18 protein-coding genes are annotated in these 19,340 nt (G+C 72.3%); 8 read left to right on the top strand and 10 right to left on the bottom strand.

Annotated features, from left to right (window positions below):
- Positions 1-151: 151 nt before the first annotated feature.
- The 4 genes from opgC to BIU97_RS00070 form a co-directional block, all read right to left on the bottom strand.
- Entirely contained in the window at positions 152-2,656 is a 2,505-nt protein-coding gene (opgC, locus tag BIU97_RS00085; protein WP_071296788.1) for an OpgC domain-containing protein, read from the bottom strand.
- Positions 2,653-3,063, bottom strand: a complete 411-nt coding sequence (locus tag BIU97_RS00080; protein WP_071253394.1) for an ATP-binding protein — start codon at positions 3,061-3,063, stop codon at positions 2,653-2,655. Before BIU97_RS00080 ends, opgC begins: the two co-directional genes overlap by 4 nt.
- Positions 3,060-5,009 (bottom strand): glycosyltransferase, encoded by a 1,950-nt coding sequence (locus tag BIU97_RS00075; RefSeq protein ID WP_254782807.1) that lies wholly within the window; start codon positions 5,007-5,009, stop codon positions 3,060-3,062. Before BIU97_RS00075 ends, BIU97_RS00080 begins: the two co-directional genes overlap by 4 nt.
- A gap of 315 nt (positions 5,010-5,324) precedes the next feature.
- Positions 5,325-6,068: a TetR/AcrR family transcriptional regulator gene (locus BIU97_RS00070; RefSeq protein ID WP_071296750.1), complete on the bottom strand. Its 744-nt coding sequence runs from the start codon at positions 6,066-6,068 to the stop codon at positions 5,325-5,327.
- 126 nt (positions 6,069-6,194) lie between these two features.
- Between BIU97_RS00070 and BIU97_RS00065 the strand changes: the two genes are divergently transcribed.
- Entirely contained in the window at positions 6,195-7,124 is a 930-nt protein-coding gene (locus BIU97_RS00065) for an NAD-dependent epimerase/dehydratase family protein (protein WP_071253398.1), read from the top strand.
- Between the two features lie 114 nt (positions 7,125-7,238).
- Here BIU97_RS00065 and BIU97_RS00060 read toward each other — a convergent pair whose 3' ends face one another.
- Together BIU97_RS00060 and BIU97_RS00055 are read right to left on the bottom strand one after the other, a co-directional pair.
- On the bottom strand, positions 7,239-8,597 hold the full coding sequence (locus BIU97_RS00060) for a fibronectin type III domain-containing protein (RefSeq protein WP_071296749.1): 1,359 nt from the start codon (positions 8,595-8,597) through the stop codon (positions 7,239-7,241).
- A 363-nt stretch (positions 8,598-8,960) separates the two neighbouring features.
- Positions 8,961-10,754, bottom strand: coding sequence for a DEAD/DEAH box helicase (locus tag BIU97_RS00055; RefSeq protein WP_071296748.1), 1,794 nt, complete (start codon positions 10,752-10,754; stop codon positions 8,961-8,963).
- 148 nt (positions 10,755-10,902) lie between these two features.
- On the opposite strand from BIU97_RS00055, the gene BIU97_RS00050 reads away from it, so the two are divergent.
- A complete protein-coding gene (locus BIU97_RS00050; RefSeq protein WP_071296747.1) occupies positions 10,903-12,951 on the top strand; it encodes an MDR family MFS transporter in 2,049 nt (682 codons plus the stop codon).
- Positions 12,952-13,025: 74 nt separating this feature from the next.
- Positions 13,026-13,613: a TetR/AcrR family transcriptional regulator gene (locus tag BIU97_RS00045; protein ID WP_071296746.1), complete on the top strand. Its 588-nt coding sequence runs from the start codon at positions 13,026-13,028 to the stop codon at positions 13,611-13,613.
- A 122-nt stretch (positions 13,614-13,735) separates the two neighbouring features.
- Here BIU97_RS00045 and BIU97_RS18420 read toward each other — a convergent pair whose 3' ends face one another.
- Positions 13,736-13,861, bottom strand: a complete 126-nt coding sequence (locus BIU97_RS18420; RefSeq protein ID WP_302846688.1) for a hypothetical protein — start codon at positions 13,859-13,861, stop codon at positions 13,736-13,738.
- 3 nt (positions 13,862-13,864) lie between these two features.
- On the opposite strand from BIU97_RS18420, the gene BIU97_RS00040 reads away from it, so the two are divergent.
- Positions 13,865-14,278 carry a VOC family protein gene (locus BIU97_RS00040; RefSeq protein ID WP_071296745.1) on the top strand — a complete coding sequence of 138 codons (414 nt, stop codon included), beginning with the start codon at positions 13,865-13,867 and terminating at the stop codon, positions 14,276-14,278.
- 46 nt (positions 14,279-14,324) lie between these two features.
- The gene (locus tag BIU97_RS00035) at positions 14,325-14,720 is read left to right on the top strand and encodes an arsenate reductase ArsC (protein WP_071296744.1); all 396 of its coding nucleotides are present in this window, start codon (positions 14,325-14,327) and stop codon (positions 14,718-14,720) included.
- Between the two features lie 7 nt (positions 14,721-14,727).
- Here the strand turns inward: BIU97_RS00035 and BIU97_RS00030 are convergent, their stop codons facing one another.
- Positions 14,728-14,997 (bottom strand): hypothetical protein, encoded by a 270-nt coding sequence (locus BIU97_RS00030; protein WP_071296743.1) that lies wholly within the window; start codon positions 14,995-14,997, stop codon positions 14,728-14,730.
- 99 nt (positions 14,998-15,096) lie between these two features.
- Here BIU97_RS00030 and BIU97_RS00025 point away from each other — a divergent pair, with 99 nt between their 5' ends.
- The gene (locus BIU97_RS00025; RefSeq protein ID WP_071296742.1) at positions 15,097-15,969 is read left to right on the top strand and encodes a DUF808 domain-containing protein; all 873 of its coding nucleotides are present in this window, start codon (positions 15,097-15,099) and stop codon (positions 15,967-15,969) included.
- A 58-nt stretch (positions 15,970-16,027) separates the two neighbouring features.
- On the opposite strand, the gene BIU97_RS00020 is transcribed toward BIU97_RS00025, so the two are convergent.
- Positions 16,028-16,708, bottom strand: a complete 681-nt coding sequence (locus tag BIU97_RS00020; protein ID WP_071296741.1) for an SDR family NAD(P)-dependent oxidoreductase — start codon at positions 16,706-16,708, stop codon at positions 16,028-16,030.
- Between the two features lie 101 nt (positions 16,709-16,809).
- Between BIU97_RS00020 and BIU97_RS00015 the strand changes: the two genes are divergently transcribed.
- The gene (locus BIU97_RS00015) at positions 16,810-17,652 is read left to right on the top strand and encodes a helix-turn-helix transcriptional regulator (protein ID WP_071296740.1); all 843 of its coding nucleotides are present in this window, start codon (positions 16,810-16,812) and stop codon (positions 17,650-17,652) included.
- A gap of 20 nt (positions 17,653-17,672) precedes the next feature.
- The gene (locus tag BIU97_RS00010; RefSeq protein WP_071296739.1) at positions 17,673-18,107 is read left to right on the top strand and encodes a VOC family protein; all 435 of its coding nucleotides are present in this window, start codon (positions 17,673-17,675) and stop codon (positions 18,105-18,107) included.
- A 99-nt stretch (positions 18,108-18,206) separates the two neighbouring features.
- On the opposite strand, the gene BIU97_RS00005 is transcribed toward BIU97_RS00010, so the two are convergent.
- On the bottom strand, positions 18,207-19,160 hold the full coding sequence (locus tag BIU97_RS00005; protein ID WP_071253428.1) for a manganese catalase family protein: 954 nt from the start codon (positions 19,158-19,160) through the stop codon (positions 18,207-18,209).
- Between the last annotated feature and the right edge of the window lie 180 nt (positions 19,161-19,340).

The raw sequence follows: 19,340 nt of genomic DNA, 5'->3' as shown, positions 1-19,340 counted from the left end.
CCGGTGGTGAGGTCGCACTTCGGCCCGCTTCGCCGGCCGCGATCCGGTCCGGAGTGCGATCTCACCGGCCGACGGGCCGTCGTGCTGCGCGGACCGGAGGCGCGACACCGGCCCGGTCCGTTGGCCGCGGGCCGCGGGTCGCCCGCTGCGCTCAGCGCGGGATGACCGAGAACAGGAACCGCTTCCGCACCATGTACCAGGCGAGCAGGATGAGCGCCGAGTGCACGACGAAGCCGATCCAGAAGTCGCCCCACGGCACCCCGGGGATCGACGCCACCGCGAGCGCGAAGAACACCTGCCACACGAAGACGTAGAGCGACGCCTGCCCGAGCGGGATCCACAGCCAGCCGATGACCGCGTTGATCGGCTTCCAGAACACCGTGAGGATCGCGTACGACACGATCGCGAAGAACGCGATGTCGACCAGGCGTCCCCACTGCAGGTCGACCCGCTGGTAGGCCGTGTTGTAGAGGCTCTCGTACATCGACGCCGGGAACGGGGCCGGCACGAACCCGAAGTGGTCGCCGGCCCACACGTACACCAGGAAGGCGGCGTACAGGGCGACGACGACACCGACCAGCACCTTGCCGATCCGCCCCGTCAGGGCACCGACGACCTGCCGCCGGTAGTACCCGAGCACGAGTCCGTGCGTGAAGACGACCTGCCAGGTGAGCAGGGGGAACACCGCGTCGAACTGCGAGTTCAACGGCCGGAAGTCCGGGTGCAGGGCCTGGAACACGTAGAGCGCCCAGCTCACGACGAGCAGCGCCCACCAGAACCCGCGCCGGATCACCCAGAGGAACACCGGGATGAACAGGCTGAGCACCACGAACAGGCCCATGATGTTGAACGGCCACGGTCCCATCTCGAGCAGCAGGAACTGCCGGATCGCGTACCAGGGCGGCGGGTAACCGAGCAGCTGCATCGCGTTCGGGTACAGGTCGTAGACCCGTCCCTCGGCATCGACGCCGCCGGTCCCGGTGCCGCGGTCGGTGAACGTCGTGATCGCGTCCGTGTTCAGGAACGGCACGAAGGACAGCACGAAGACGACGGCGATGACCGCGAGCGTGACGAGGTACTGCTTGCGGGCGCGCTTCCACGCCCCGACCGCCGCGACCCACTCGCCCGCCTTCTTGATGGCGAACGGGTAGGTCATGCCGAGCACCATGCCGGACAGGAACACGAACATCTCGGCGCCGGTGATCGCGCCGACCGCGTGCAGCGTGAGGTACGAGTACGGGCCGCCGATCTCGATGTGCGTGATCACCACCGCGAGGATGATGAAGCCACGGAACAGGTCGAGTCGCAGGTCGCGCCCCGGCTTGCCGTCGTCGGGGTAGCGCCAGCTCGGCAGCAACCGGCCGACGAGGCCGCTCAGCAGGAACACGACCGCCAGCCCGACCGCGAGCCAGACGATCCACGCCATCTGGTCGCCGCCGGTCTCGTACTGCTGGCTCGTGGCGGCGTTGCCCTCGCGGGTGGTGACCCGCTCGGTGACCGGGCCGAACGCGAAGTGGTCGGACCGCTCGAGGTCGGTCCGGAACGACCCGGCGATCCCGCGCGCCGCGGTGTCCCGCCAGTCGGCCACGCGGTTGCCGGCCTCGGGCTCGCGCCGGTTCGTCTCGACGAACGTCACGCCGCGCACGAGCGGGCGGTCCCGGACGGCCGCGATCACCTGCCGCCACCAGCCCTGCTTCACCGCGAGCTCGGCGGCGCCGGGCAGCGAGTGCACGTACAGCGCTCCGGTGTCGAGCAGCATCGGTCGGTCGCCGGCGACGGCGAAGCGGTCGTAGAACGACTCGGGCTGCGGGTCCTCGTACCCCCACGTCTCGTCGAAGCGTGCGGCGACCTCGCCGGCGTCCGGCACGTCGTTGCGGGTGAGCGGCACGTCGCGGCCGGCCGCCTCGGTCGACTTGCCCTTGCCGAAGGAGTACATCGACAGCCCGACCCAGTCGACCGCCTCGGCGCCGGGCCAGTAGGGCTCGTAGGGGTCGTCGGCCGCGGTGAGGCGACCGTCGCCGTCCGTGTCGAGCTTCGTGACGTCCGCGGTGGACAGGTCGCGCAGGCGCCCGGCGGACTCGCCGAACGGGTACCCGGCGCCGTAGGAGGGCGACCACACCATGCGGGCGTCGGAGTCGCCGCCGTGCACGGCCGCGGCGAGCGACCGGAACGCGGACACGAAGTCCGTGGGCTGCTGTCCCCACCGCACCCACGTGCCGTTCATCTGCGGCGCGAAGCGGACGAGCACCTGCGTGCCGTACTGGTCGTGGGCGTCCTGGAACAGGGCGTTCGCGGCACGGGCGTCGGCGGCGTCGAGCGAGCCGAGCGACGACCCGGGCAGCAGGCTCACCACGAGCACCGCGCCCTGCGTCGCAGCGGCGCGGGTCGCCCGCTGGAACTCGCGTCGCGCCGAGCGGTCGAGCGGGTACGCGATCTCGACGCCGTACATCGACGGGGTGGCGCCGAGACGGCCCTCGTACCCGTCGGGGGCGTCGTCGCCCCAGTCGAGGTCGGGACCGAACCAGGTCGTCCCGGCCGCCGGCGTCACGGCCGCCGCACGCTGCACCGGCACGGCGGACGCGGGCAGCGCACCGCCGAGCAGGAGGGTGGCGACGACGACGAGGAACGCGACCGCGCGGGCGGCCGAGCGCCTCACCGGTCGCACGCCAGGGTCCAGACGTTGTGCCCGTGCTCGTGCCGGTGCTCGAGGCGGTCGAGCGCTGCGATGGCCAGTGCCAGCCCACGCCCGCTCTCCTCGTCGACGTCGGCCATCGTCACCGCGCTGAGGTCGATGTCCACCGGCAGCCCGTTGTCGGTGAGCACGGCGGTGACGGTGCGGTCGGTCGCGCCGAGGTGCACGGTGTACCGCCGGCCGGCCTCGCGGTCCGCGCGCTTGGTGTGCTCGACGATGTTCGCGGCGACCTCGGCGAGCGCCGTCTCGAGCGCGAAGCGGAGCCGCAGGTCGTCGACGCCGAGCCCGTCCCACCAGGCGCCGAAGCGGTCCTGGACCTCGTCGAGCGAGTCGGGGGTGGCGGGGACCTCGAAGGTGGTCTCGGTGCTCACAGGGGACCTCCGACGGTGCTCGACTCGTGTTCGGACTGGACACCCTCGCCCGGGCCCCGGTACAGGACGGCGCGGATGACGATGCTGAAGATGAAGAGGTCGAAGACGACCCACGCCGTGTTGACGAGCGGGGCGATGCCGGACGCCTGACCGGTGAGGTAGCGGACGCCGATGAGCACCAGGGCGCCGACCAGGGCGCCCATCGCGATGAGCTGCGGCTTGACGAGGTCCCACCGCGGCTTCTGCTCGGACTCGTCGCGCACCTTGGGCGTGACGCGGAAGCCGAGCGGCTTGCCGCGGAAGACGTTCTCGAACGCGCTCGTCACCGACTCGATCCAGACCGGGAAGAGCGCGAGCGAGTACTGCTGCCCGCGCCACGTCGGCCGGCCGGCGGCCACCACCCAGAAGAGCAGCTGGTTGAGCACGAGGAACGGGATGAGGCGCGCGAAGAAGTCGACGCTGTAGGCCTGCACCGGCACCACCCCGAAGGACAGGCAGAGCACGGGCGCGGCGATGTAGACGACGGCGGCGAAGCCGGACAGGTAGCTCCACATCGTCGAGAAGTACATGAGGCGCTGCCCCCAGGACAGGCCCTTCTGCACGAGGGGGTTCTCGCGGAAGAAGACCTGCATGGTGCCCTGCGCCCAGCGGAGCCGCTGCACGAGCATGGTCGGCAGGTCCTCGGGGGCCAGGCCCTTCGCCAGGATCTCGTCGTGGTACGCGGACTTCCACCCGAGGCCGTGCAGGCGCATCGCGGTCGCCATGTCCTCGGTCACCGAGATCGTGGCGAGCGGCATGACGGGCTGCGCCTCGTCGTCGCGGTTGACGTCGAGCGCGCGGGCGAGCACCGCGATGGACTCGATCGCGGCGACCGGGGACGCGTCGCGCCGGCCGAGCACGTCGAGGGCGGCGTCGTCGAGGCCGGCGAAGGTGTTCGCGTCGGTGGACATGGCCGCGAGCTCCTGCAGGTCGTTCCGGACCGCCTCGAGGTCGGCGGCGGCGAACCGGAAGGCGATGGCGTCGATGCCGCGCTGGAAGGCGTAGGTGACGTCACCGAGCGGTTCGCCCGAGCGCACCTGGTCGCGTGCCCGGTCGACGACCCGCTCGGCCTCGGCGAGCGCGTCGAGCACGCGGGGGTCGGTCTCGGTCTCGCGGGCCCGGGCGAGCAGCTTGCGCGAGGTGGTCAGGGTGCGCTGCACCGACGCCTCGACCTCGGCCACGTAGCGGGTGATGCCGAGCTGCATGAGGGCCTCGCGCCGCAGGATGGCGTTGGAGCCGCAGAAGAACGCGGCGTTCCAGCCGTCCTTCGACTGCTGGATGGGGCCGTAGAAGAGCGGGGCCTGGCTGCCGAGCAGGTCGGCGTCGGGGACGTTCTCGAACCACTGCGGGGTCTGCACCAGGGCCATCCGCGGGTCCTTGAAGTAGCCGAGGGTGCGGTCGAGGATCGCCGGGTCGGGGACCTGGTCGGCGTCGAGGATGAGCAGGAACTCGCCCTGGGTGGCGAGCAGGGCGTTGTTGAGGTTGCCGGCCTTGGCGTGCCGCGGGCGGTCGACCCAGTCGGCCCCGCGGGTGATGACGCCGATGCCGAGCGCCTCGGCGGCTGCGCGCATCTCCGGGCGGTCGCCGTCGTCGAGGATCCACGTCGCGTGCGGGTGCGTGATCGCCTTCGCCGCCCGTGCGGTGCGGACCACCAGGTCGACGGGCTCGTTGTACGTCGTGATGAACACGTCGACGGTGACGTCGGTGGAGGGCTTCGTCGGCGGTTCGCCGCGCTCGCGGAGCCGCCAGGCGCCGAAGGCGAAGAGCAGCGAGTCGATGACGCTGTAGGTCTCGGCGAGGATGAGCGGGACCGCGATCCACCACGAGTGCCAGTTGACCGAGGCGGCCCACCGCCACACGACGTAGTTCAGCCCGGCGACCGAGGCGAGGAGCGCGACCACCCGCACGGACAGGAGCCGACGGCGGGCGGTGCCGGTGGTGAGCCGGCGGCGGTCCTGTCGGCTGACGTCGAGCGCCGTCACCGGTCCGCTCCCTGGGTGGTGCCGACGCACGTGCTCCGTCGCAAGCCCTGCCTCCTGATCCGCGCATCCCCCGGGACGCAGCGCGCCCGGGCGTGGTCACGGCCGGGCACCGTGGTGATCGGTGCGTCGGTCGTCCGCTCCGGTCGTCGGGCCGACCTCGGCGTAGGGACCTGTCTACCGCAGCCGACGGCGTCCTGTCAGTCCCCCGCCCCGATCGGGGGCCGGGACTGCGGTGTCCGGTCAGAACCGCGCCGCGAACCCGAGGTCGTCGGCGAGCCGGGCGACCACCTGGTCGAAGTATGCGGCGCCGTCGGAGACCGACCCCACGAAGTGGCCGAAGAGCTCGAACGAGATCGATCCGAACACCGTCGACCAGGCCATCAGCGTGCGCACCAGGACCTCGTCCGGCAGCGCGAGGTCGGCGGCCCGCAGGGACGCGACGGCGTCCGCGACGGCGGGGCCGGCCACCCCGGGGGCTGCCGTCGGGGCGGTGGGCGACCCGGGCCTCCCGTCCGTCCCGTCTCTCGTCTCCGGTGCCGCCGCGCCGGACGCGACCGCGTCGGCGACGACGCGCACCAGCACGAAGGTGGTGCGCGAGGCGGGCTCGATCGTCTCGCGCGGCGCCACGTAGCCGGGCACGGGCGAGCCGTACAGCAGGGCGAAGTCACCCGGGTGCGTCACCGACCACTGCCGGATCGCTCGGCAGGTGGCGACCCACCGGGTCCCCGGGTCGGGTCCGGCGGCGCGGTCGGCGTCCTCGACCGCTGCGCCGAGTTCGTCGTAGTCGGCGACGAGGAGCGCGGTGAGCAGGTCGTCGCGGCTCGGGAAGTACCGGTAGACGGCGGACGAGACCATCCCGACGTCACGGGCCACGGCGCGCAGGCTGAGCTGGGCCGGACCCTCGTCCGTCAGGCGCGCTCGGGCGGCGGCGAGGATCGACGCCGTCACCGTCTCGCGGGCGAGGGCTCGTGCGGTCGGGGGCATGCTCCGAGGATGCCACGCGAGAGCAGTGCACACAAACGAGAGCGGTGCTCTTGCAATTCGCCCGCCGCTCGTGCATGCTCTTTCCGAGAGCACCGCTCTCGCAGAGCTGGATCCGAAGGAGACCCCATGTCGCAGCACCACCTCGTCATCGGCGCCGGGCCCGTGGGCCGCCACGTCGCCGCCCTGCTCGCCGACCGCGGCGAGCAGGTCACGATCGGCACCCGCTCGGGCCGCGACACCGGGCTGCCGGGCGTCCGGCACGTCGCGCTCGACGCCTCCGACGCCGACGCCCTCACCCGTGCCGCCACGGACGCCACCGCGCTGTACAACTGCGCCAACCCGGGCGACTACACGCAGTGGGAGCGGACGTGGCCGCCGCTCGCGGCCGCGCTGCTGACGGCCGCCGAACGCACCGGCGCCGTGTACGCGATCACCGGGAACCTGTACCCGTACGGCCCCGTCGACGGACCGATGCACGCCGGGCTGCCGGATGCCGCGACCGACCACAAGGGCGTCCTGCGCGCTCGGCTCTGGGCGGACGCGCTCGCCGCCCACCGCGCCGGCCGACTCCGAGCCGTCGAGGTGCGCGGCTCGGACTACGTCGGCCCCGGCACCGGCGAGAACGGACACGTCACCCGGGTCCTGCCCGCCGCCCTGCGGGGGAAGGCCGTGACGATGATCGGCCGGACCGACCTGCCGCACAGCTTCACCGACGTGCTCGACGTCGCCAGGACGATCGTCGCGGCGGCGGCCGACGAGACCGCGCACGGCCGCACCTGGATCGTGCCGAGCAACCCGCCACGGTCGCAGCGGCAGGCGCTCACCGAGGTGCTCGCGGCCGCGGGACGTCCGCCCGTGCCGGTGCGCCGCCTGCCGGTCCCGGCCGTGCGCGCCGTCGGGCTGGTGTCCCCGATGATGCGCGAGGTCGCCGAGATGGGGTACCAGTGGACCGCGCCCTACGTCGTCGACGACGACGAGACCCGGCGCCACTTCGGCATCGAGCCCACCCCGTGGGACGAGGTGTGCCGCCGGACGGCCGACGGGGTCGACGCCTGACGGCGGCCCCGGGACGCCGTGGCGCCGGCGCCGCGGGCGGCGCACCGACGCCGGGCAGCGGGACGGGGTGGGACGCGCCGTTGCGCCCCACCCCGTCCGGTCCTGGTCGCGGCTTCAGCTCACCGAGAGCCGCGAGTACTGCGCCGCGGACAGCTGCTGCGCCGCCCCGCCCTCGGCCGGCACCCGCCAGAGGCCCGGCGTCGGGCCGCTGTCGACGTCGACGAACACGTCGCCGTGCGCGTCGGCCGCCCCGGTGTTCGGCCCGCGCGACCCCGCGGTCAGCCCCGACACGGGCGTCGTGGACGTCCCACCGGGTCCGACGACGAGCTTCTCCGGCACCGAGCGGTCGACGTTGCAGCCGGTGTGGCTGATCGGGTACTCGGCGGGCGCGGCACACCACCCGGCCGACTGCAGCAGCGAGAACCCGTCGGCGTTCGCGGCGGCGTACTCGAACGCGAGCCGCGGCTCGACCTTGGTCAGGGCCGACTCCCCCGGCCGCAGTTCGTACCAGGCCCACGACCCCGCGGCACCCGGCGAGCGGATGTCGACGAAGACGTCGCCGTGGTCGTCGGCGAGCACCGCGGCGGGGTAGCCGACACCGTTGCTGCCCGGCAGTGTGGTCGACCGCGCGGCGACACCCGTGCCCTTGACGTACGGGGACGTCGTGGACCCGCCGAGCACGACGACCCGGCCGCCCGGCGTCACCGTCCAGAACCGCTGGTCGGGACCCACCGCCGGCCCGCCGAGGTCCAGGACGGTCCGGGCCGTGGTGGCGCCCACCGGGAGCTGCTCGATCGCGCCGGACACCGCGTCGGCCCAGTACAGGTTGCCGGCCCCGTCCGACCGCAGGTCGGCGGTGAGGTGCAGGCCGCTCGCGCGGGTCCGCGCCGCTCCCCCGCCCGCCGGGTGCTCGACGATCGTGGTCAGGTCGGCCGACGGGGTGTAGACGTCGCCGTTCGGGTCGGCGGCGTAGCCCGCACCGTCGGCGGCGACGGTGGTCGCCGCGCCCGCACCGGACGTCGGGAACCGCACCACGGCACCCGAGGCGTCGAGTGCGTACAACGACTGCGCCACGGGCTGCGCCTCCGGCGCCGTCCAGCGCACGGACACGACACGACCGGCGCCGCGGTGCCCGAGTGCGCGGACCGACAGCCGGTAGGTCCGCTCCGCACGGAGACCGTCGAACCGGGCGGAGCGTGCCCGGGCCGGCAGCCGGTCGGTCTGCGTGCCGCCGCGGTGGGCTCGGTGGGCGCTGTGCGCGCGGTGCACCGGTGTCAGCACGACCTTCCAGCCGGTGACGCGTGCGCCGGACCGCGGACGGTGCCAGGACACGACCGCGTGGTCGGCGGTCCCGGTCACCTGCACGGACGTCGGCGCGCCCGGCACCGAGGACGGCGGGGATGCCGTCGCGGGCGCCGCACCTCCGATGACGAGCGCCGCCGCTGTCGCGGCCATGAGCAGTGCTCGGTACATGACGATTCCCCTGACTCCTCCGCGGCTCCCTGCGTCACGGCTGCGGGCATCACAGCACCGCGCCGGTGCGATGGGAACGCCTGCGCGGCCGATCTGCGGTTCCCCGCAAGCGCGCGCGGCATCCGGGAGGTCCCATCACCCCTGCGATGGGAAGCAGTTCCGCGCGTCGGAGGTCAGACCTTCCGCCGCACCACGCGCGGATCCGCTCACCACGCGCAGTTCCGCGTACCACGCGCAGTTCCGCGCACCACGCGCGGTTCCGCTCACCACGCGCGGATCCGCCCACCACGCGCGCGGGGGCGCAGACGGACGGGAGGCCCGGTGCCAGCTGGCATCGGGCCTCCCGTCTGTCAGGGGGTCGCGTCAGGAGCGCGGGCGGCGCGCCGGACGGTCGTCGCGGTCACCGTCGCGGTCGTAGCGGCGACCGCCACCGCGACGGTCGGGCTTGATCTCGATGAGCTTGCCGCTGATCCGGGTGTCGGTCAGGCGGTCGAGCACACCGCCGTCCATGTCGGCGGGCAGCTCGACGATGGAGAAGTCCGGCTGGATGCGGATCGCGCCGAAGTCGTCGCGGCGCAGCCCGCCCTCGTTCGCGAGGGCGCCCACGATCTGGCGCGGCTCGACGCGGTGCCGACGACCGACCTCGATGCGGTAGGCGGTCATCGGCTGCGACCGACGGGGGCCGCGGTCGCGGTCGCCGCCACGGTCGCTGCGCGGGCCGCGGTCGTCGCGTCCGCCGCGGTCGTCGCGCTCGCCACGGCGGGCGTCGCGGTCCATCTGGCTGCGGAGCGCGTCGTCGGAGGCGCTCAGGAGCAACGGGTCGTCGCCCTGCGCCACGACCGCCAGGGCCGCGGCGACGTCGTCCGCGGGCACGTCGTGGTTCCGGACGTAGTGCGCGATGACGTCACGGAACGCGGTGATGCGGTCCTGCTGCTCGAGCGCGGCGGTGATGGCGTCGTCGAAGCGCGTCAGACGCGTCTCGTTGACGTCGTCGATCGTCGGCAGCTGCATCTGCGTGAGCGGCTGCTTCGTGTGGCGCTCGATCGCCGACAGCAGACGACGCTCGCGCGGGGTGACGAAGCTGATCGAGTCACCCGAGCGGCCGGCACGACCGGTGCGGCCGATGCGGTGCACGTAGGACTCGATGTCGACGGGGATGTCGTAGTTCACGACGTGCGTGATGCGGTCGACGTCGAGGCCACGGGCGGCGACGTCGGTGGCGACCAGGATGTCGAGCTTGCCGGACTTCAGCTGGTTGACCGTGCGCTCGCGCTGGGCCTGGGCGACGTCACCGCTGATCGCAGCGGCCGCGTACCCACGGGCACGGAGCTTCTCGGCGAGGGTCTCGGTCTCGCTCTTCGTGCGGACGAAGATGATCATGCCCTCGAAGTCCTCGACCTCGAGGATGCGGGTGAGCGCGTCGACCTTCTGCGGGTACGAGACCATGAGGTAGCGCTGCGTGATGTTCGCGGCGGTCTTCGTCTTCGTCTTGACGGTGATCTCGGCCGGGTCGGTCAGGTACTGCTGCGAGATGCGGCGGATCTGCGCGGGCATCGTCGCGGAGAACAGGGCGACCTGCTTGTCGTCCGGGGTGTCCGCCAGGATCGTCTCGACGTCCTCGGCGAAGCCCATCTTGAGCATCTCGTCGGCCTCGTCGAGCACCAGGTACTTCAGCTCGGACAGGTCGAGCGTGCCCTTCGCCAGGTGGTCCATGATGCGACCCGGGGTGCCGACGACGACGTCGACGCCGCGGCGCAGCGCGGAGAGCTGCACGCCGTAGGCCTGACCGCCGTAGACCGGCAGGACGTGCACGTTCTTCATGTGCGACGCGAACTGCTCGAACGCCTCGCACACCTGCAGTGCGAGCTCGCGGGTCGGGGACAGCACGAGGGCCTGCGGCTTCTTGCTGCCGGACTCCATGCGGGACAGGATCGGCAGCGCGAAGGCCGCGGTCTTGCCGGTACCGGTCTGCGCCAGGCCGACGACGTCGCGGCCGTCGAGCAGCGTGGGGATCGTGGCCTCCTGGATGGCGGAGGGGGTCTCGTAGCCGATGTCCTTGACGGCCTTGAGCACAGCATCGCTCAGGCCGAGGTCGGCGAAGGTCACCACTGGCCCGTCGTCGAGGGTCTCAGTGGTGGTGGCGGTGTCCGTGCTCATGCTGAAACGGTATCTCGAATACGCCTGCAGCAGTGACGGACGAGCACCCCCTGTGCACCATCGGACGCCCGTCTTTAGTTGCATTGCGGAACTAGTGGATGTATCGTTGCGCGGTCTGCAAAGTTTCACAGTCCGAAAAAGGAGTTCGATGACCGCCACCGCACCCGTCCCGGTGCAGCCCGGTCGGAGCTCGTCCGAGGCCGCTCCGGCCTCCGGCGGCCCCGGCCAGCAGCCGCTGATGACCCACCGCCAGATCCTCCTCGTGATCTACGGGCTGATGGCGGGCATGTTCCTGTCCTCCCTCGGACAGACGGTGTTCGGCACGGCGATCCGCACCATCGGTGACGACCTGCACGGCCTCGACCAGCAGGCGTGGGTGACGACGGCGTACCTCATCACCTCGACGATCGCGACGCCGATCTACGGCAAGCTCTCCGACATCTTCGGCCGCCGCCCGCTCTACATCTTCGGCATCGTCGTGTTCATCGTCGGCGCCGTGCTGTCGTCGATGGCGACCTCGATGCTCATGCTCGCGGCCTTCCGCGCCGTGCAGGGCATCGGCGCCGGCGCGCTCATGTCGCTCCCGCTCGCGATCATGGGCGACATCCTCGCCCCGCGCGAACGCGCCAAGTACCAGGGCTACTTCCTCGCGGTCTTCGGCATCTCGTCGGTCATCGGCCCGCTCATCGGCGGCCTGCTCGCCGGCTCGTCCGAGATCCTCTGGATCACCGGCTGGCGCTGGGTCCTCCTGATCAACGTCCCGATCGGCATCGCGGCGCTCGTCATGGTCATCGTCTTCCTGCACCTGCCGAAGGTGCACGACAAGACCGACAAGCCGAAGGTCGACTGGTGGGGCGCGACCGCCGTCATCGTCACCCTCGTGCCGCTCCTGCTCGTGGCCGAACAGGGACGCACCTGGGGCTGGGGCTCCCCCGCCGCGCTCGCCTGCTACGTCATCGGCGTCGTCGGGCTCGTCGGCCTGCTGCTCATCGAGTCGAAGATGGGCGACGCGGCGATCATCCCGCTCAAGCTCTTCCGTTCCGGCACGTTCTCGATGGCGACCGTCATCGGGTTCCTCGTCGGCTTCGCGATGTTCGGCGCGATGCTCACCATCCCGCTCTACCTGCAGATCGTCGTCGGCCTGACCCCGACCGAGTCGGGCTTCGCGACCCTGCCCCTCGTCGGCGGCCTCATGATCGCGTCGATCACCAGCGGGCAGATCGTGGCCCGCGTCGGCCGCTACCGGATCTTCCCGGTCATCGGCACGGCGCTCGTGTCCGCCGGCTACGTCGTGCTGACCTTCATGTCCATCGACAAGCCGCTCTGGTTCCTCATGATCGGCATGTTCCTCATCGGCCTCGGGCTCGGCTCCGTCATGCAGTCGCTGACGCTCGCCTCGCAGGGGTCCGTCGAGGCCCGGGACATGGGCGTCGCGACGTCGTCGGCCACGTTCTTCCGCCAGATCGGCGGGACGCTCGGCACCGCCGTCCTGCTCTCCATCCTGTTCTCGGTCATGCCGGCGAACATCCTGCACGCCACCTCGAACCAGAAGGACCTGAACGCCGCCCTCGACGCGGCGACGAACCCGACGGTCGCCACCGCCCCGCGGAACCAGGGTGCGATGGAGAAGATCTGGACGCCGATCGTCACCCCGCTCGAGCAGGGCATCCAGCGCCAGCTCGACCAGGCCTCGGCGCAGGCGATCACCGCCGCCGGCCCCTCGGCTCCCGAGTCCGTGGTCCTGCAGGCCGTCGCCGAGCGGGCGCACGCCTCGGTGCAGGACGGCAAGGTCGTCGTCGACTGGTCGGACGCCGCCCAGCGCACCTACTGGGTCGACCAGGTCACGCCCGACCTGGCGAAGCAGATCGACGCCGGTGACAGCAGCAGCTCGAGCAGCACGAGCACGAACGACACGTCGTTCCTGACCGGTGCCGACAGCGCCCTGACCCGCCCGTTCATGGCCGGGTTCAACGCCTCGTCGGTCACGATCTACTGGGTCGGCCTCGGCGTGATCCTGCTCGCGTTCGTGCTCACCTGGTTCTTCCGGGTGCCGCCGCTGCGCCAGCGGTCCGCGCTCCAGGAGCGTGCCGACATGTCCGCCGAGGCACAGCTCGAGTCCGACGCTGGGCTCGCCGCGGCCGAGGCCGGCAGCTTCACCGGTCCGATGACCGGCTCCACGCCGACGCAGCGCCGGTGACCGACCGGGCCGCCCGTGCCGTGCCGACATCCCGGCACGGGCGGCCCACCACCCCCCGAACCCCAGGAGTGCCCGTGCCCACCACCGCAGCACCGCCGGACGCCGCAGCACCGTGCACCCTGCGGGAGCGCAAGAAGCAGCAGACCCGTCAGGCGCTCCACAACGCGGCGCTCACGCTCGTGTCGGCGCACGGTCTCGACGGCGTCACCATCGAACAGATCTGCGCGGACGCCGACGTCTCCCCGCGCACCTTCTTCAACTACTTCACGTCGAAGGCGCACGCAGCGCTCGGCCTCGACTCGGTCGAGGTCCCGGAGCGCAGCGCCGCCTGGTTCGAGCAGGCCGACGGCGCACTCGTCGACGACCTGTGCGTGCTCATCGCCGCCACCGTGCCGCTGTCACAGGACCGCCGCCGCATGAAGGAACTGCTCGTGCTGCGCCCGGAGATGTCCTCGACGGTCATGCAGTGGATGGCCGAGTCGCGGCAGTCCCTGCTCAGTGTCGTGGGCACCCGGACCGACGAGCAGACCGCCCGGACCGCCGTGACGCTCGTCATGTCGGCCCTGAGCGAGGTCGCCCACCGGGACACGGTGCGGAGCAACGACGAGCTCGCCGAGCGCCTGCGTGCCGTCGTGGGCGAGATGGTGGCGCTCGCGTCCTGACGGGGCCGCAGGCGCGGGGCACCGCCCCCGGCCCCCGAGACACGCTCCGGACACGACCGTCCGGTGGACGGGAGGCCCGTGGCGGGCGCGCCACGGGCCTCACGTCCGTCGCTCGGCCGGGCTCAGCCCATCGCGCGCTCCCCGCGGACGGTCAGGCCCTGTCGGCCGAGGGTGCGCTGCTGCATGGTCGGTCGGACCGACCCGCTGACGACGACGGCACACCCGGCGACCGGCGGCGGTACGGTCACGCCATGGACGCCACCGCACCGACGCCGTACCTCCGCTTCGCCGGCACGGCCCGGCAGGCCCTCGAGCACTGGCAGGGCGTGTTCGGCGGCGAGGTCCGGATCGCCACCTTCGCCGACCTCGCCCGCACGGACGGCCCCGCCGACGCGGTGGCACACGGGCAGTTGACCGGCGCGGTCGACCTGTTCGCCACCGACACGAGCGGGCACGAGGAACCGTTCGCGGCGTCCGGTCTGCTCTTCGCGCTGCTCGGGACGGCCACGCCCGACGTCCTGCGCCGGTGGTTCGACGGGCTCGCCACGGGCGGCACCGTCCTCGACGCCCTGCAGGAACGCCCGTGGGGCGACTGGGACGGCACCGTGCGGGACGCGTTCGGCGTCACGTGGCTGATCGGCTTCGAGGCGTCCGCCCTGCGCTGACCCGGTCCGGCACGCCGAGGACGGTCACCGCTGGGATGATGGCGGCATGACCGACCGCCCCACCGTCCTGTTCGTGTGCGTCCACAACGCGGGCCGCTCGCAGATGGCCGCCGGCTGGCTGCGCCACCTCGCCGGTGACCGCGTCCGCGTGTTCTCGGCCGGCAGCGAACCGGCCGACCGGGTGAACGCCGTGGCCGTCCGGGCCATGGCCGAGGCCGGCATCGACATCGCCGGTGCGCAGCCCGCCGTGCTCGCGACCGACACCGTGCGCGAGTCGGACGTCGTCGTCACGATGGGGTGCGGGGACGCCTGCCCGGTCTTCCCCGGCAAGCGGTACGAGGACTGGGCGCTCGAGGACCCGGCCGGGCAGCCGATCGAGCGCGTCCGCCCGATCCGCGACGACATCCGCGCCCGCGTGGAAGCGCTGGTCGCGTCGCTGTAGCGGCGCCCTACTGCTGGTCGGCCGGCAGCAGCGGCGCCCAGAAGACGCCGAGCGCCTCGGTCTGCACCGCGTCGCGCTCGAACCGGAAGCCGTACTCGCGGACGAAGTCGAGCGCGGCGGTCTGCTCGTCCTCGGCGTCGTCGTGGTCGGCGTCGAAGAGGTACACGCCGTGGCCCATCGCCACACCGGAGTCGCTGATGAGCGAGAGGTCCCAGCGGCCCTCCTCTGCGCGCTCGATCCGGACGACGGCGGCCTGGGCAGCGGTGAAGTCAGCCATGCCGCGAGCATACGGACGGCCGACCGGTGGCGTTCAGGCTCGGTGCCGGCCAGTACGCTGAGCATCGCCACAGGGGCGGATCGATCGGAGTGCGTCACCATGTCAGTCGGATTGCTCGCCGTGGTGGACGACATCCTGTCCGCGGCGCTGAAGGCCAGCGCGAAGACCGCCGGCGTCGTCATCGACGACGCCGCCGTCACGCCGCAGTACGTGCAGGGCCTCGCCCCCGCGCGGGAGCTGCCCGTCGTCGGGCGGATCGCGCTCGGCAGCCTGTTCAACAAGTTCGTCATCATCATCCCGCTCGCGCTGCTGCTCACGGCGTTCGCACCCGGGGTGCTGCCGTGGCTCCTGCTGCTCGGGGGCACGTACCTGTGCTTCGAGGGCGCGGAGAAGGTCACCGAGTGGTTCGGCGTCCACCACGAGGGCGGCGCGACCGAGGCGGTGTCCGAGGGCAAGCTCGTGTTCGGCGCGATCCGCACCGACCTGATCCTCAGCACCGAGATCATGCTCATCGCCCTCGACGGCCTCGACCCGGACCTCGGGCTCTGGCCGACGCTCGGCGCACTCGTCGTGATCGGCCTCGTCATGACGGCCGTCGTCTACGGCGCGGTCGCCCTGCTCGTGAAGGTCGACGACGTCGGCCTGCAGATGATGAAGCAGCCCACCCGAGGGACCCGGCGGACCGGTGCCCGGATCGTGCGGGCGATGCCGACCGTCTTCCGGGTGATCAGCGTGATCGGCACCGTCGCGATGCTCTGGGTCGGCGGGCACCTGGTGATCGCGAACCTCGCCGAGACCTTCTGGCACGGTCCGTACGACGTGCTGCACGCCGTCACGCACGCCGTCGAGGCCGCCGGCCCCGTCGTGGTCTGGATCGTCGACACCGCGGTGTCCGCGGTCGCCGGTGTCGTCCTCGGCATGGTCGTCGTGGCGGTCGTCCTGGGCATCGGCCGCCTGCGCGGTAAGCACTGACGCAGCACGGACGGGTCGACGGTGCGGGGCGCCGGACGACCGGCGCCCCGCGGTGCGCTCAGTACTCGATGCGCCCGCGCCGGTCGTGGAACTCACCGGTCGGCCCGTCGGCGCCGAGGAGTGCGAGCGCGACGGTCGCGTCCGTCCCCTCGGTGACGGTCTGGTGGCCGCCGTGCCCGTTGAAGTCCGTGGCCGTGTACCCGGGGTCGCTGACGTTGATCCGGAAGTCCGGCAGGTTCTTCGCGTACTGCACGGTGAGCGCGATGAGGGCGGCCTTCGAGGCGGCGTAGGGCACCGCCGGCACCGGGTACTCGTCGCGGCCCTCGGTGGTCAGCCAGCGCGGCCAGCCGACCCCCGACGCCACGTTCACGATGACGGGCTGCTCGGAGCGCCGGAGCAGCGGCAGCGCGGCCTGCGTCACCCGGACCACGCCGACGACGTTGACGTCGAACACGTCCTGCAGGCGCTCGGGCGTCAGGTCGTCGACCCCGAACGACGCACCGAGCACGCCGGCGTTGTTCACGAGCACGTCGAGCCCGGGCAGCGAGGCGATCGCGGCGTCGACGCTCGCCTGGTCGGTGACGTCGAGCTGCACGGCCGTGGCCCCGAGCTCCCGGGCGGCGTCGCCGCTGTCGAGGTCGCGCATGCCGGCGTAGACGGTGTGGCCGGCGTCGACGAGTCGTCGGGCGGTCTCGAGTCCGAGGCTCTTGTTCGCCCCGGTGATGAGTGTGGTGGTCATGGGTCCATCGTGCGCCGGCTGCTGACGGACTCCCAGGTCCCGCACGACGGTGGGACTGCCGGTACCACCGAGCGCAGCCGTCCCGCGGGCAGGATGGACGCATGAGCGAGTTCGCGAGCGTGCTGCGGGCCTGGCGCGACCGCGTCACCCCCGCCGAGGTGGGGCTGCCGTCCGGGGCCGGCCGCCGCACGTCCGGTCTGCGCCGCGAGGAGCTCGCCGCCCTCGCCGGGGTCAGCGTCGACTACGTCGTCCGCCTCGAGCAGGGCCGGGCGTCGAACCCGTCCCCGCAGATGCTCCGTGCGCTGTCCGTCGCACTCCGCCTGACCGACGAAGAGCGCGACCACCTGTACCGGGTCGCCGGCGCGGCTCCCCCGTCCGCCGGCACCGTCCCCCGGCACATCGGCCCCGGCGTACAGCGCATCGTGGACCGGCTCGGCGACGTCCCGCTCGCGGTCTTCTCCGCCAGCCACGACATCCTGCTGTGGAACCCGCTGTGGGCCGCGATCGGCGGCGACCCCGCGGCGCACACCGGCCTCGACCGCAACCTGGTGTGGCGGCACTTCACCGCGGGCCACGCGGGTGTCGAGTTCGACGCCCAGCACGAGGAGGACTTCGCCAGCGACCTCGCCGCCGACCTCCGGACCGCCGTCGGCCGCTACCCGCGCGACGCCGCGCTCGCCCACCTGGTGCAGCGGCTCCGCACCAGCGCGCCGGAGTTCGAGCGACGCTGGGCCGAGGCGAAGGTCGCCGAGCACCGGTCGAGTCGCAAGACCCTCACGGACACGCCGGTCGGCCCGATCACGGTCGACTGCGACGTGCTCACCGCCCCCGGGAGCGACCTGCGGATCGTGGTCTACACGGCCGTGCCGGGGTCGGAGGACGAGCAGCGGCTCGACCTGCTGCGCGTCACCGGCACCCAGCGGCTGTCCGCGACACCGGCCTGACCGCGTCGTACGCTGGCGCCATGTCCACGGTGCGACAGGTCCAGGTCACGTTCGACTGCGCGGAACCCGAGCGCCTCGCCCGCTTCTGGTGCGAGGTCCTCGGCTACGTGGTGCCGCCGCCCCCACCGGGCTCCGAGTCGTGGCAGGCGTTCGACGACCAGCTGCCGCCGGAGCACCGCGGTCGGGCGTTCGCCTGCGTCGACCCGCAGGGCGTCGGACCGCGCCTCTTCTTCCAGCGCGTCCCCGAGGGCAAGGTGGTGAAGAACCGGGTGCACCTCGACGTGCGGGTGGGGCCCGGCCTGGTCGGTGCGGAGCGCCTCGCGGCGCTCGACGCGGAGCGCGACCGCCTCGTCGCGCTCGGCGCGACGCAGGTGCGTCGCATGCTCGCCGACGGCGTCGACGAGTCCTGCATCGTCATGCAGGACGTCGAGGGCAACGAGTTCTGCCTCGACTGACGGACGGGAGGCCCGTGGCGGGGTCGCCACGGGCCTCCCGTCCGGTCCCTGGCGCGTCCACCGCACGTGGTGCGGTGACGACGTCGGCGACCGGAGCCGTCAGGCGACGGGTCCGTACAGCGGGTCCTCCGCCTCGTCGAGCTCGAGTTCGGCGGTCTGCTGGATGAGCGCCAGCAGGTCGGCGTCGAGACCCGGCGAGAACTCCTCGAGCCGCTCGGGCGCGATGAACGAGGGCGAACCGGTGGGGGCCTGCTCGGTGGCCGACAGGTCGGTGCCGTCCTTCGACGGCGACGCCCCGCGGAAGATCTTGCCGGCCTCGGACGCGCCGTCGAGGTCGAAGCTGTACTGCTTGCTCTGCAGTCCGAGGTCGACGAGCTGCTTGACCTCCGGGAACTGCTCGGCGTTCGTCTTCGGGATCGGCAGGAGTGTCTTCCAGTCCACCCCGAGGGTCTCGAGCGCCTTCGCGTAGGCGTTCTCGTGCGCCTGGTCGCGGACGATGAGGTACGCGATGGTGCCGCGGGCGGTCGGGTTGTCCGTCATCTCGTAGATGCGGCACTTCTGCAGCCGACCGGTGGACTCGAGCATCAGGTTGTAGAGCAGGTCGAGCGGCAGGTTGCCGGAGTTGTAGACGTAGCTGCCGCTCCAGGGGTTGCCCGCCGAGTCGACGGGCAGGGCGCCCTGCGCTCCGACCAGGTAGTGGTGGATGTTGCTCGTGTCGAGCGCGATGGAGAGCGGCGTCGCGCCCTTCGCCCCGGGGGTGTCGAGCGGGTCGGTGAGCTTGCCCGAGTACTCGGGCGACCCGTCGAGCAGACGGGAGATCGTGGTGCCGATGAGCTCGACGTGGCTGATCTCCTCGGTCCCGACTCCCTGGATGAGGTCGCGGTACGGCTTCGCGGCGGGACCACGGAAGTTCATCGCCTGGAAGAGGTACTGCATCATCGTGCGCATCTCGCCGAACTGGCCGCCGAGTCCCTCCTGGAGGGCGTTGGCCGCTGCGGGGTCGGGCTCGCCGTCGGCGATCTCGTTGATCCAGGTCTGTGCGTGGAAGTACATGGAGCCTCCTTGCTGTCGACGGCGGATCCGCCGTGGGCCTCACGGTCCTCGGCCGTGCCTGGCAGAGAACACGGTCGCCGCGTCCAGCGGACGTGACGGCTCCGTCGACCCCGGAGGTCACGGAGAGGTAACGACGTGGAATCGACCCAATCGACTTCGCGGGTGGTGCCGAATCACCTG

Origin of the sequence: Curtobacterium sp. MCBA15_009 (genome assembly GCF_001864895.1) — a bacterium.
Classification (GTDB): domain Bacteria; phylum Actinomycetota; class Actinomycetes; order Actinomycetales; family Microbacteriaceae; genus Curtobacterium.
This window is presented reverse-complemented; position numbering and strand designations above follow the sequence as displayed.